The organism is Halomonas sp. AOP27-A1-41, from assembly GCF_052378605.1.
GTDB lineage: Bacteria > Pseudomonadota > Gammaproteobacteria > Pseudomonadales > Halomonadaceae > Vreelandella > Vreelandella citrativorans.
The window spans coordinates 53,648-67,867 of the sequence record NZ_JBQSXT010000013.1 but is presented as its reverse complement, the minus strand read 5'-3'; the positions used below and the strand labels follow the sequence as shown (position 1 = coordinate 67,867).

Annotated in this window: 9 protein-coding genes; 4 read left to right on the top strand and 5 right to left on the bottom strand. The window is 55.4% G+C overall.

Going from position 1 to position 14,220, the window contains the following annotated elements; all coding sequences use genetic code 11:
* Positions 1–12: 12 nt before the first annotated feature.
* Genes ACT3TC_RS10355 through ACT3TC_RS10345 form a run of 3 tightly spaced genes read right to left on the bottom strand, consistent with a single transcriptional unit; the run spans position 13 to position 4,630 of the window.
* Positions 13–1,050, bottom strand: a complete 1,038-nt coding sequence (locus tag ACT3TC_RS10355; protein ID WP_087107928.1) for an HlyD family secretion protein — start codon at positions 1,048–1,050, stop codon at positions 13–15.
* Positions 1,051–1,055: 5 nt separating this feature from the next.
* Entirely contained in the window at positions 1,056–2,588 is a 1,533-nt protein-coding gene (locus tag ACT3TC_RS10350; protein ID WP_087107930.1) for an MFS transporter, read from the bottom strand.
* 17 nt (positions 2,589–2,605) lie between these two features.
* Entirely contained in the window at positions 2,606–4,630 is a 2,025-nt protein-coding gene (locus tag ACT3TC_RS10345; RefSeq protein WP_225736081.1) for a TonB-dependent receptor, read from the bottom strand.
* Positions 4,631–4,949: 319 nt separating this feature from the next.
* Between ACT3TC_RS10345 and ACT3TC_RS10340 the strand changes: the two genes are divergently transcribed.
* From ACT3TC_RS10340 to ACT3TC_RS10325, 4 genes are all read left to right on the top strand, one after another.
* On the top strand, positions 4,950–6,605 hold the full coding sequence (locus tag ACT3TC_RS10340) for a CTP synthase (RefSeq protein WP_192537403.1): 1,656 nt from the start codon (positions 4,950–4,952) through the stop codon (positions 6,603–6,605).
* Between the two features lie 12 nt (positions 6,606–6,617).
* Complete coding sequence (kdsA, locus tag ACT3TC_RS10335) at positions 6,618–7,481, top strand: 3-deoxy-8-phosphooctulonate synthase (protein WP_444639969.1); 864 nt, start codon at positions 6,618–6,620, stop codon at positions 7,479–7,481.
* Positions 7,482–7,538: 57 nt separating this feature from the next.
* Positions 7,539–8,828 (top strand): phosphopyruvate hydratase, encoded by a 1,290-nt coding sequence (eno, locus tag ACT3TC_RS10330; RefSeq protein ID WP_087107936.1) that lies wholly within the window; start codon positions 7,539–7,541, stop codon positions 8,826–8,828.
* A gap of 645 nt (positions 8,829–9,473) precedes the next feature.
* Entirely contained in the window at positions 9,474–10,865 is a 1,392-nt protein-coding gene (locus ACT3TC_RS10325) for an L-cystine transporter (protein WP_087107938.1), read from the top strand.
* Positions 10,866–11,032: 167 nt separating this feature from the next.
* Here ACT3TC_RS10325 and fdxA read toward each other — a convergent pair whose 3' ends face one another.
* Both fdxA and mutS read right to left on the bottom strand, forming a co-directional pair.
* The gene (gene fdxA, locus ACT3TC_RS10320; protein WP_087107940.1) at positions 11,033–11,356 is read right to left on the bottom strand and encodes a ferredoxin FdxA; all 324 of its coding nucleotides are present in this window, start codon (positions 11,354–11,356) and stop codon (positions 11,033–11,035) included.
* A gap of 157 nt (positions 11,357–11,513) precedes the next feature.
* Positions 11,514–14,102: a DNA mismatch repair protein MutS gene (gene mutS / locus ACT3TC_RS10315; RefSeq protein ID WP_444639967.1), complete on the bottom strand. Its 2,589-nt coding sequence runs from the start codon at positions 14,100–14,102 to the stop codon at positions 11,514–11,516.
* Positions 14,103–14,220 lie beyond the last annotated feature (118 nt).

Genomic DNA, 14,220 nt, shown 5'->3' with positions numbered 1-14,220 from the left:
AACATCGTGATGTTAGCCGTGTCCGGTGTCGACTTCCGGCACCACTGACATGCCGACTTTTAACTGTTGGGCTTGAGGTTGACCTGGATCGATGGCGATGCGCACCGGTAGACGTTGGACGATCTTGGTGAAATTACCTGTGGCGTTGTGGGGTTGAATGGCTGAAAAGCTCACCGAGCTGGCTGGGCCTAGGCTATCCACTCTGCCGGTTAGGGTGATGTTGGGGAGAGCATCGATGGTGAAACTTACCGGTTGGCTGGGCCGCATACGGGCGATTTGTGTTTCACGGAAATTGGCGGTGATATAGAGATTGTCCAGAGGAACTAAGGTCAGCAGCGTTTCACCGATTTTCATATAGCCGCCGAGGCGCACCACTTTCTGAGCGACGATACCTTTCACCGGTGCTGTAATGTGGGTGTAGGATAATGCCAATTCCGCTGCGTCCAGTTTGGCCTGAGCGATGTTTTGCGCCGCTTGGGCTTTCTCTAGGTCGGCCTGCAACACTTCCAACGCCTGTTGGGTAGCGGTATAGGCGGCCTGGTCGCCGATCAGGGTGGCCCTTGATGCAGCTAACTCTGCCTCTGCCCTTTGCAGCGACTGAACGGTACCGGCACCGCGGGCGCGCAGGTTGAGGTAGCGTTCTCGCTCCTGTCGAGCCAGTGTCACTGCGGCCTGATCGACGTCAAGTTTTGCCTGTGCTTGATGAATGCGACTTTCCTGACGCACGATTTGCGCTTGTAGACTGACGATTTCCGCAGCTGCCTGGGCCAGTCCAGCACTTGCTTCTTCCACCTTAGCTCGTGTATCGCTGTCATCGATCTCTACTAGCAGGTCGCCGACGCTCACCGTCTGGTTTTCTTCCACCAGTACCCGCTGTACACGACCGGCAACCTGCGACGCCACCCGTGTTAGATCTGCCTGTATATAAGCATCGTTGGTGGATTGATATCTGGCGGCGCTTTCCGGGCGGTTCAGCGCATAGACACCCGTAATTGCCAGGGCCAGGAGTATCAGAATGAAAGGAGTTCGCAAGCGACGTAATGAGGTCATGGCTATTATTCCGGTGAACGAGAGGGAGGTGACGGTGGCGTTACGGGCGTGAGACAGAGCGTCAGCGGAATCAGCATCAGGGCAAGCACGCTAAGTGCCCGGTAAGCGTCGGCGGTGGCCAGCGTGACGGCTTGGGTAGTGACGGCGTCGGACAACGTCATCAGTTGGTCTTCATGCATTCCTAGGGCGGCGCCAGCTCGAGCCATGCTGTCCAGCAACATGTCGCTGTGAAAATGGCTTTGAATCAGTATCAACTGAGTGACCAGCGCGCTGCCCAGGGCGGTGCCGAAGGCGCGCAGCATATTCACCAGCCCGGATACGAAGGGGCCTTCCATTGGCTGTACCACACTGGTAGCCAGAAATAGCAGTGAGACCACCGCCATTGGCTGGCCGATCGCTTGCAGTGCTTGTACAGCGACGAACTGGTGCCACATCCATTCACTGGTGATTTGGGCGCCTAGCCAGCAGGCTATCGCCACAATCAGCAGGCCAGTGGCAAATACCTTGCGTGCATCCATCCAAGGCTGGTATAGAAGCAGAGCCACCAGGGAGCCGAGCACCAACTGTGGTAGCCCGATGGTGAGCCCAACGGCACTGGATTGCAGTGGTCTATAACCTTGCACTTGGGCGAGAAAATTAAGCGGCAGTAGAGCGCCGGACATCAGCACAACCAACAGCCCAACAAACAGGGTGAAGCCCAGCCCAAGGTTGCGCCGGGAAAGCAGTTGAAGGCGGATAAAAGGGCTGGGATGATGCCACTCGCTGAGCAGACCGGCGAAGGTGGCGATTAGGCCGCCAGCAAGTGCACTGCAGATCAGTGTTGAATGAAACCAGCCAAGACGTACACCCTGACTGAGAACTATCGCAAGCAGCGCTAATCCGGTAACCAGACAAATATGGCCGATCCAGTTGCCCTGACCGAAGCGCTCATGGCGTGGTGGATCCTGAGGGAGGCCCCATGCACATAGCGCTAAGCTGAACATACCCAGCGGAACGATTTGCCAGTAGACCCACCGCCAGTCGAACAACTGATCTGTCCACACGCCAGCCAGCCACACCGCCAGATTGGGTGCTAGGGTGGCAGTCATGGCGAATAGCGCCAAACCGTGCAGGCGAATATGAAACGGCAGAAAACGCAGCGCTGCCATCATCAGTGTCGGGATCAGACCGCCAGCGACGGCACCTTGCAGACCGCGCAGTAGGAGCATGGACGGTAGCGACTGGGCAAAGGGCAGTAGTAATCCGAGCAGCGTGGCAGCGGAGATTAACACCAGTTGATAACGGCGCAGTGATAGGGTGATGGCGAACCAGGCGGCAAACGGTTGTACCGTGATTTCGCCAACGAGATAGACGGTATCCAGCCAGGAGGCAGCGTCGGCACCCAAACCATGGGCGCCGCGAATATCTGGCAATGATAAGGCAGGAACCCGGTTGTTAAATCCTGCCATGATGGCTGCGATGAATACGCCGGTCAGCCCGGCGATAAGCCGAGGGCCAAAAACAGGCTGGGCTGGGGTGGCGGTGCGGGTATTAGGCATGGAGAGCGCTCCGGCGATCACAATCGCCAAGTGAAGCGCATTCCTACCTCCCGGGGCGGGCTGTAGATGGTGACGAAGCCGTTCTGGTAGCCCACGGCGTCATAGCGCTTATCGCCGATGTTGTCGGCGTAGGCGGCGAGCTCCCAATCACCTAACTGATAGCCAGCGACCAAGTTGAGCAGTGCATAGTCGTTACGCTCGTATTGGTTGGCGGCGTCTAGGTAGACTTTGCTGCTACCGACCAGGCTGCCCTGGGTGTACCAGCCTTCTGGATCGTCGTAGCGTAGGCTCAAATAACCGGTAAAATCGGGAGCGAAAGGATTGTGATTACCAGCGTAGTCGGCTGAGCCATCTTGGAATTGATCAAATCGGGTATGGTTCCAGGCTAACCCCCCTTTAATTTGCCACCCATCGCCAAGCAGATAGTCAAGGTCGAGTTCTACCCCTTTAGAGGTGGCTGTGGCAGCATTGGTGATGTACATCATGCCGGCGGTGGGCATTTGCATGACTTGCATGTTGTCGATGTCCATCAGATAGGCGGCGAGAGAGTAACGCAGGCGCCCTTCGGCTAGCCAACCCTTAGCGCCGGTCTCGTAGGACCAAGTTTTCTCTGGACCGAAGGACTGATAGTTCGTTGCGGGGGATAATATATTGAACCCACCGCTACGCACGCCTCGCGAGATACTGGCGTACCACTGATTGCGTGGGCTGATTTCATATTGCAACGCGATCTTGGGCGAAAAGTGCGACCATGATTCCGACCGGCTTGCCGCACCACGTGGGTGTAGTTCCACCTGATTGTGCTCAATGCGCCCACCGGTAGAAAGGCGCCAGTGTTGTGCCAAGGGTAGGTTCCAATGGGTAAACAGGGCTGTCGTTTGGCTTTCCTGATTGGCATGAAGATCCACAGAGCCCATCATATTTTTGCTGATACTATGCAGCCGGTTATCACTGCTATCGCCGTAGACGCCGAGCAACCACTCTGTCTCGCCAAGAGCACCCTCTAAGCGAAGCTCCTGGGATAGCGTGCGTAGCCGGTTGTCACGACCTACGTGCAAGATATCCTCGGCCCTGAAATCGGTATCCTGCTGTATATGATCCCGGAAATCATTCCAGGCAGTGACGGAATGGAGACTCAAGTCCGAGGCGAATTCATGTTCCGCGGTTAGTGCTAGGGTTTGCCCCCAGGATCGGTTCCAACTTGGGGTGCCTGAGGCAACAGTGGCACGATGCGCGCTAGGTGCCCCCCAGCGGGATGCACCATCATCATACTCTTGGCGCGTATAGCGCAGTGCCAAATCAGTCGCATCACCAGGCGTCCAGCGCAGCCCTAGGTTGAGATCGTGCCGATTGCGGTCATCTTCATTACTGCCGGTGTGGATGTTGTCGATAAAACCATCCTCACTCGACGTGCTACCCGCAATACTGGCATAGAGATTGTCCTGAACGATGGGGTGACTGACGGCGAAGCGAACGGCTCGATGGCCATGGTTGCCGGCTTCACCGCTAACAGTGGCGCGAGGTTGGTTGTCCATCGGCTGGGTGTGGATAGCAATGACGCCAGCTTCGGCATTACTGCCATAGAGTGTGGACTGAGGGCCGCGTAGTATCTCGATTCGGTCGACGTTAAGTAGGCTGCTCTCGAATCCCTGAGCAGACAGTGTTGGTACACCATCCACCAGAAGCAACGTTGAGGTGGAAAAGGTGTTGAAGTTAGCCGTTAGTCCCCTCATTACGGGAGAATTCATGCCGGCCTGTCCGAATGGCTGAAACGATAACCCAGGAACCCGTCCCTCTAACTGTTCGAGGCTGGTCAGGCCCGCTGCTTCAATTTCAGAACCATCAATCACCGCGACACTGGCAGCCACATTTTCCAGTGGCTGCTCGGTTTTTTCCGCGGTCACCGTTATCGGTGTGAGGGTGGCGGGGGCTTCACCCTCTGTCGTTATTGCTGAGTTTGTCGTATTCGCCCACCCGGGGACGGCTTGCAGGCAACTCATCATGGCTGCCAAATGGAAAATTCGACGTCGCTTGTGCTGCATCTTTCGTTTCCCCTTATTCCCTTATGTTATTTCATTACGTGCTAATTTCCCCGCTACAATCTCATCGGTACGGGGAATACGCTGAGAACAAGGATACTCTTAAGGCAAATAGTAATCATTGCTATTAAGTATGGTGGTTGGCGGTTTACCTATGAATGTATGCAAGCGCAGGGCTGGGGCAGCTGCCCATTCTGGTTCGGCCGAGCTGATTTTGACTGCTCAGTTCAAATTGAGCCTTGGGGCGTAGTCTGCTATTCTGTCGTCCCATCCTGGTGTGGCTTTCTGTTACGCCTTTTGATCACGTTTCGACAGGTTTTCCATGACACGATATATCTTCGTGACCGGCGGCGTTGTGTCCTCTCTTGGCAAGGGCATCGCGTCGGCCTCGCTGGCGGCGATTTTAGAGGCCCGCGGCCTTAAGGTCACCATGCTCAAGCTCGACCCGTACATCAACGTGGACCCGGGCACCATGAGCCCGTTCCAGCACGGCGAGGTGTTCGTCACTGAGGATGGCGCCGAAACCGATCTGGACCTTGGCCACTACGAACGCTTTATTCGTACCAAGATGACCCAGCGTAATAATTTCACCACTGGCCGTGTTTACGAGCACGTGCTGCGCAAAGAGCGCCGTGGTGATTACCTGGGTGGCACGGTGCAGGTAATTCCGCACATCACTGATGAAATCAAGCAGCGCGTTTATGCCGGCGGCGAAGGCTTTGACGTGGCGCTGGTGGAAATTGGTGGCACAGTCGGCGATATCGAATCGCTGCCGTTTTTGGAATCCATCCGTCAGATTCGCAGCGAGCAGGGTGCTAATCGCGCGCTGTTTATGCACCTGACGCTGGTGCCGTATATCAAGACGGCGGGCGAGACGAAAACCAAGCCTACCCAGCACAGCGTTAAAGAGCTGCGCTCGATTGGTATTCAGCCGGATATTCTGATTTGCCGCAGCGAAGTCGAGCTTGAAGAGAGCGAACGCCGCAAAATCGCGTTGTTTACCAACGTTGAAGAGCGTGCGGTCGTACCGCTTCAGGACGCAGATACCATCTACCGTATCCCGCTGATGCTTCATGAACACGGCCTGGACGATATCGTCTGCGATAAGCTGCGCCTTGATGCCGAGCCCGCCGATCTTTCCGAGTGGGTGAAAGTGCTGGACTCCAAGCTTAATCCGCTCAAGTCCGTAAGTATCGCCATGGTCGGTAAGTACATGGAACTGCTGGACGCGTACAAGTCGCTTAATGAAGCCTTGATTCATGCAGGCATTCAAGGGCGCATCAAAGTCAATGTCGACTATATCGACGCTGAGGACATCGAACGTCACGGCACCGAGCGCCTAGCGGGTAAAGACGCTATTCTGGTGCCCGGCGGCTTTGGTGAGCGAGGCGTGGAAGGCAAAATTATGACCGCCCAGTTTGCCCGCGAAAATAACGTGCCTTACCTGGGGATCTGCTTAGGGATGCAGGTAGCGGTTATTGAATTTGCGCGTAACGTGGCGGGCTGGAAAGATGCCAACTCCACTGAGTTTACCCATGACACTCAGCACCCGGTGGTCGGCCTGATTACCGAATGGCTGAATGCGGAAGGTAAAATTGAGCTGCGCGATGCGGCGTCTGATTTAGGCGGCACCATGCGTCTGGGCGGCCAGATATGTCATCTGACCTCCGGCAGCAAAGCGCGTGAAGCTTACGGCTCTGATGAAATCGTTGAACGTCACCGCCACCGCTTCGAAGTTAATAACCAGTTTATTGACGAGCTGGAAAAAGCCGGCCTGGTAATTTCAGGTAAAAGCGTTGATCAGTCGCTGGTTGAAATGATCGAGTTGGCCGATCACCCTTGGTACGTGGCGTGTCAGTTCCACCCGGAATTTACCTCCACACCGCGTGACGGGCACCCGCTGTTCTCGGGCTTTGTGAATGCAGCGCTGGAGCACAAAACGGCGCGTACCCGATCTCACGCGACACCTCAGGAATAAGGGGGGAAGCCAATGTCTTCTCAAGCACCTTTTCAAGAGCGTCACATCAACATTGCCGGCCTAACCGCCGGCAATTCTTTGCCCTTAATGCTGCTTGGCGGCATGAACGTGCTAGAGTCGGCAGAGCTTGCCGACGAGGTAGCCCAAGCCTACGTCAGCGTGACGCAAAAGCTCGGTATGCCGTATGTATTCAAGGCGAGCTTTGACAAGGCCAACCGCAGCTCGATTCACTCGTACCGTGGTCCGGGTATTGAAAAAGGCTTGCAGATTCTCGCTGATATCAAGTCGCGTTATGGCGTGCCGATCATCACCGATGTTCACGAGCCCTGGCAGGCGGCCCAGGCGGCAGACGTCGCGGATATCATCCAGTTGCCCGCTTTCCTGGCGCGCCAGACGGATCTGGTGGTGGCGATGGCCAAAACCGGTGCCGCGATCAATATCAAAAAGCCCCAGTTTTTAGCACCTCATGAGATGCGCCATATTCTCAGCAAGTTTCAGGAAGCCGGTAATGATCGCCTGATGCTGTGCGAGCGCGGTTCAAGCTTTGGCTATAACAACCTGATTGTCGATATGCTTGGGTTTGGCGATATGAAGCAGACTGGCTACCCAGTGTTCTTCGACGTTACCCATGCGCTGCAACGCCCCGGCGGGCGTGCTGATAGTGCGGATGGGCGGCGTGCCCAGGTCGCCGAACTTGCCCGTGCAGGCGTTGGCGTCGGGCTTGCGGGGCTGTTTTTAGAAGCGCATCCTGATCCGGATAACGCCAAGTGCGATGGTCCCTGTGCGTTGCCGCTTGACCAGCTTGAGCCATTTTTAACGCAGCTATCTCAGCTTGATTCATTGGTGAAAAATTTTGCGCCGTTGACCATTCGCTGATCGCGGCCATCATGCGATACATAACCTTCTAATAGACCGCCAACCAAGGAGACTGTCATGACCAAAATTGTAGATATCAGTGCACTGGAAGTACTCGATTCACGCGGTAACCCGACGGTGCTAGCGCGTGTGCGCCTTGAAAGTGGGGCAACGGGCGAAGCCTGCGCACCCAGCGGTGCTTCTACCGGTTCGCGTGAAGCGCTTGAGCTACGTGATGGCGACAAAGCACGCTATCTCGGCAAAGGTGTACTGACAGCTGTCGATGCGGTCAATGGCAAAATCCGAGAGGCGCTGCTTGGTATGGACGCACGCGATCAGCGCGGTCTGGACGATGCCATGCTGGCGCTGGATGGCACTGACAACAAAGCCACTCTGGGTGCGAATGCAATTCTCGCGGTATCGCTGGCGGCCGCTAAAGCCGCGGCTAACGCCAAGGGCGTGCCGCTTTATGCACACATTGCCGAGCTTTACGGTCAGCCAGGTCAGTACAGCATGCCCGTGCCGATGATGAACATCATCAACGGCGGCGAGCATGCGGATAACAACGTGGATATTCAGGAGTTTATGGTGCAGCCGGTCGGCGCCAAAAACTTCCGTGAAGGCCTGCGTATGGGCGCTGAAATTTTCCACGCGCTGAAGAAGGTGCTGTCTGCCAAAGGCCTGTCTACCTCTGTGGGCGATGAGGGTGGCTTTGCCCCTGACCTGGCGTCCAATGCGGATGCCTTGGCTGTCATCAAACAGGCGGTGGCGGATGCTGGTTATTCGCTAGGCAGTGATGTCACGCTGGCACTCGACTGCGCGTCGTCTGAGTTCTACAAGGATGGCCAGTACAATCTTTCCGGTGAAGGTAAAAGCTACGATGCACAAGGCTTTACTGACTACCTGGCAGGCTTGTGTGAAGACTATCCGATTGTCTCTATTGAAGACGGTATGGATGAGTCGGATTGGGATGGCTGGAAAGCCCTCACCGACAAGCTGGGCGATAAAGTGCAGCTGGTGGGCGACGATCTGTTCGTTACCAATACCAAAATTCTTAAGCGCGGTATCGACGAGCAGATTGGTAACTCGATTTTGATCAAGTTTAACCAAATCGGTTCACTGTCTGAAACGCTGGACGCCATCAAGATGGCTCAGGATGCAGGCTTTACTGCGGTTATTTCGCACCGCTCCGGTGAAACAGAAGACACCACCATTGCTGATTTAGCGGTGGGCACCTGTGCAGGCCAGATTAAAACCGGCTCCTTATGCCGCTCTGACCGGGTTGCCAAATATAACCGCTTGTTGGTGATTGAGTCAGAACTTGGCGATGTCGCTTATCCCGGCTTGAAGGCTATCAAGGGCCAATAACGGGATTTGTTAGCTGTCTTGTAAGAAATGTCTCAAGATTTTGTAAGACATGTCCTACAAAAGCCGACGAAAATCGCTCGACGTGGGTAGGAAAAGTAGAAAATTTTCGTCTAATTTAAGTTTATCTAATTGATTTTAAGTTGTTTTTTATTGAAGGGCAGGCCACTTAGGCTTGCCCTTTTTGTTATAGGCCGCCTTGAGATGACATTGTTATCTGCCACAATGCATTCAGGACAGGGGAGGCAGGGATGCTTTAGACAGAATGCAACGCAATGGGGTGTAAACAGGCCCACCGAATGACACACTGAGGTGAATTTCGGTAGGGAAGCGGCCTGAGGAAGTTGACACATGGAGCGGTCAGAGGAAGTGTTTGGAGCGGGCGACCTAAGGGTCGCCTTTTTTTGTGCTTACGTTTTATACCTACGTACGTTGAATACCTGGCAAGAGGGTTGTTCCCGGTGTTTCTTACAACCGGCCGACGCAACCAGCCAAATGATTCCTAGGTTATAAGTAAAATCCATTTTTATTCTTCTTCGCTATTACTTACCATGGCCCGCAGAATTAGCAGGCTATGCTTCTGCTGCTGCGCTTGTCACACGGTACATCGTTGATGTGCCGTTTTTTGTTATTCAGGAGGTGCGTTACATGCATGGGTTGATTGCGATCAACGTGTTGGTCTTTATACTGGCGATTGCACTGCTGGCGCGCTGGCAGCGGCGCGGTGCCAGCCTGTCTCGCGTGGTGCTTGCAGGCCTGGTCATTGGGGTGGTGCTTGGCGCGCTATTGCAATGGGGATACGCCGGATCAGAGGTGCTTGAGGGCACCATCGACTGGGTAAACCTGGTAGGCGGTGGCTATGTCCAACTGTTAAAAATGATCATTATGCCGTTGGTGCTGGTGACCATTTTATCTGCTGTTACGCGCTTACATGATGCCAGTGCGCTGGGCAAGATTAGCCTGGGTGTACTTGGCATGCTCATGCTGACAACGGCGATTTCTGCCGTTATCGGCATTAGCATGACCCAGCTGTTTGGATTGTCTGCCGAGGGGCTGGTACAAGGTGCTCGCGAGCTGGAGCGCGGCCAGGCGATTGTCGAGCGCAGTGTTCAGGTGGCAGACCTGACCATCCCACAGCTTCTGCTCTCGTTTATTCCCAGCAATCCGTTCCAGGATTTAGCGGGCGCACGACCCACCTCCATTATCAGTGTGGTGATCTTTGCGACGTTTCTCGGCTTGGCCGCTCTGGGCATCAAGCGTGAAAATGCCGCGATTGGCGACAAGCTTATCGAAGGCATCGATATTGTGCAGAAGTGGATCATGCGTTTGGTGCGCATGGTGATCCGCCTTACGCCCTACGGGGTACTGGCGTTAATGGCCAAAGTGGTTTCTACGTCGAATCTCAACGATATCTTTAATCTGCTCGGATTCGTCGTTGCCTCCTACGTTGGCTTGGCACTTATTCTGGTCATGCATGCGCTATTTTTGATGGGCGTTGGGGTTAACCCCAAACGCTATTTTCAGAAGGTCTGGCCGGTACTCACCTTTGCCTTTACCTCACGTTCAAGCGCGGCCACGATTCCTTTGAATATCGAGGCGCAGGTAGACCGCATTGGCGTACCCCCTGCGATTGCCAACTTTTCAGCCTCCTTCGGAGCGACCATCGGCCAAAACGGCTGCGCGGGGCTTTATCCGGCCATGCTGGCCATGATGATTGCGCCCACGGTGGGGATTGATCCGTTTTCACTGGAGTTTCTGGCAACGCTGGTACTGGTCGTGACGCTGGCCTCTTTCGGCATTGCCGGTGTTGGCGGCGGGGCAACCTTTGCCGCGATCATCGTGCTCTCAACGCTTGACCTACCGATTGCTTTGGCGGGGCTTCTCATCTCGATTGAGCCGTTGATTGATATGGGCCGCACCGCCATCAACGTCAACGGTTCAATGACGGCGGGTACGGTGACCAGTCGTTTGCTCAAGCAGCACGACGCGGCTATTTTTGCTTCCAACGATGACCAGTTGGACGAGCCGAAAGCAGCGTGATTCAACTGACAAATTAAGCAAGCTACAAAAAGCCGCCTTCGGGTGGCTTTTTGCGTTTGTCGCGTGCGTTATCCTTGAAGAGGAGGGACAAGCAGACATAAAAAAACCAGCGCGGACGCTGGTTTTTAAGCCGATGGCTAACGACACGGTACTAAAAGCGTGCTGTGTTATCGCTCCAGCTTGTCGATCTTGCCGCTCTTGCCATCCCACTCTTCGGCATCCGGCAAGGCATCTTTCTTTTCAGCTATGTTGGGCCACACTTCAGCCAACTCAGCGTTGATCTCGATAAACGGTTCTTGCCCATCCGGCAGCTCATCCTCTGAGAAGATGGCTTCGGCCGGGCACTCAGGCTCGCATAGCGCACAGTCAATGCACTCGTCCGGGTGAATCACCAGGAAGTTGGGGCCTTCATAAAAGCAATCGACCGGGCAAACCTCTACACAGTCGGTGTATTTGCATTGGATGCAGTTTTCGGTAACGACAAACGTCATCGCGCTATCCCTCTTGCGGGACCGGGGGAGGTCCCGGTCATAGGTCAATCATGAATGGTTATAAAACGGCTGTTTCTTATAAGCTAAAAAGTATGGGCGACATTCTAGTGGCGCCCATACCTCACGGCAAGCACTTGGCTATCTTCTCTTGTACCGGTTACAACAAATCTCGCCATTGATAGACCAACGCCAGCGCCTCGCGGGGCGATAAATCATCAATGTCGGCACGCTCCAGTGCTTCTAAAACCGGATGTGGCGCACTGGCAAAGAGATCGTTTTGCTGGGGTGACGGGCTATTGGCAGGAGTCTGTTGTGCCGGGCCTGGGCGCGCCTGATGAGTGTCTACATCGCGCTGTTCCAGGTCAATCAACTTTTCACGGGCGCGCTTGATAACGTGGCTTGGAACACCGGCTAGTTGGGCGACCTGTAAGCCGTAGCTTTGGCTGGCCGGGCCTGCCTCAATGCGATGCATAAACACAATGCTATCGCCATGCTCTGTAGCGGTTAAATGAATGTTTTCCACGCCTTCGGCCTGCTCGGGAAGGGCGGTCATTTCAAAGTAGTGCGTAGCAAAGAGCGTCAGTGCCTGCGCCTGCGCCAAGTGCTCAGCGCTTGCCCAGGCCAGGGAAAGTCCGTCGAACGTACTGGTGCCCCGGCCGATTTCATCCATCAGCACCAGGCTATGCTCTGTGGCATTGTGCAGGATATTAGCCGTTTCGGTCATCTCGACCATAAAGGTGGAGCGCCCACCGGCAAGGTCATCCGAGGAGCCTATGCGGGTGAATATCCGGTCGACAGGACCAATCTCAGCCGCATCGGCAGGCACAAAGCTACCGCTATGGGCTAGCAGCGCGATCAAGGCGGTCTGGCGCATATAGGTCGATTTACCGCCCATATTGGGGCCGGTAATAATTAGCATGTGACGGTCAGGCGACAGCACAACGTCATTGGGCACAAACGGCTTGTCGCTTACTTGTTCCACTACGGGGTGGCGGCCAGCGGTAATGCTAATGCCGGTCGCGTCGCTCAGGGTTGGGCGCACCCAGTTAAGCGCATCGGCACGTTCGGCAAATGCACACAGTACATCAAGTTCGGCAAGCGCCCGGGAAGTGCTTTGTAGCGCCATGAGATGTTCGTTGAGTTCGCTTAGCAGGCGCTCATACAGCCACTTTTCACGGGTCAGTGCGCGTGACTTGGCGGAAAGCGCTTTGTCCTCAAACTCCTTGAGCTCGGGGATAATAAACCGCTCGGCGTTTTTCAGCGTTTGACGGCGGATGTAATCAGCCGGTGCTTGCTGGGCCTGGGAGCGGGGTAGCTCTATAAAGTAGCCGTGCACCCGGTTGTAACCCACCTTGAGGTTGGCAAGGCCAGTACGCTCACGCTCACGTAGCTCCAGTTGAACCAGGTAACTGCCAGCGTTTTCGGCCATACCGCGATGTTCGTCAAGCTCGGCATCATAGCCATCGGCAATCACACCGCCATCGCGGATCACCACCGGCGGGTTCTCGATCAACGCCCGGCTCAGCTGGTCGGCGATATCCGGATAGGGGCGAATATGCGGACGCAAATTATCCAGCGTACTGCCGCTTTCTACGCCACCTAACTGCTGCTCAAGTGCTGGCAACGTATTAAGGGCGTCTCTTAAGCGGGCCAGGTCGCGTGGGCGGGCGCTATAGAGCGCGACGCGGGCCAAAATACGCTCTACATCACCCACATCATTGAGTGTGTCGCGTAGCGTCATGTATGCAGCATCGAGGCTTAAAAGTGCCACCCCCGCCTGGCGACCCTGCACGGTTTCACGCTGGCGTAGGGGGCGATTCAACCAGCGCTTTAAAAGCCGCGACCCCATGGCGGTGGTGCAGGTGTCCAGTACGCTGGCAAGCGTGTTGTCCGTGCTACCGCCAAGGTTGATATCGATTTCTAAATTACGTCGGCTGGCAGCATCAATGACCACCGCATCATCACGGTTTTCAACGCTGAGTGCCGTTACGTGGGGCAAGCGCGAGCGCTGGGTATCTCGGGCATAGTCAATCAGTACCCCGGCGGCCACCAATGCGGTGGTAAGGTGGGCGCAGCCAAACCCACGCAGGTCCTGAACTTCAAATTGGTCGCACAGGCTGCGATTGGCGCTTTCCAAATCAAACAGCCACTCGCCCTGGCGACGCAAGCTGCGCTTCTGCGACCACACGTCGGGCAGCGTCAGGCTCTCAGGCACCAGTAGTTCGGCAGGTGAAAGGCGGGTCAGCTCGGCAAGCATTTCGGCTTCGCTCTCGACTTCCAGCACGCTAAAACGCCCGCTGGATAGCTCAAGCCACGCAAGCCCCCAGCGGTCGCTGCCGGGTGCCAACGCGACCAGCACGTTGTCGCGCCGGGCATCCAGGAGCGCCTCATCATGCAGTGTGCCGGGTGTTACGATGCGCACGACTTGCCGCTCAACCGGACCCTTGCTGGTTGCCGGGTCACCAATTTGCTCGCAAATGGCCACGGATTCACCGGTAGCCACCAAGCGGGCCAGGTAGCCTTCGGCGCTATGATAAGGAACGCCCGCCATCGGGATGGGTTTGCCACCGGATTGGCCACGCTGGGTAAGCGTGATATCCAACAGCGCAGCCACGCGCTTGGCATCATCAAAAAACAGCTCGTAGAAGTCCCCCATCCGGTAGAACAGAAGGACGTCAGGGTGTTCGCGTTTGATCTTTAAATACTGCGTGATCATGGGCGTATTGGGGGGGATGGCCTGTGACATGGGCGTCCTGATTGAGCGTGGCGTAAGCGCATTTCGCTTACGGCATGTTCATTAAATAAAAGCGTTAAATACGTTCTTTGAGCGATTTCGTTGAGAAAGCTAAACGCAGTATTCTACG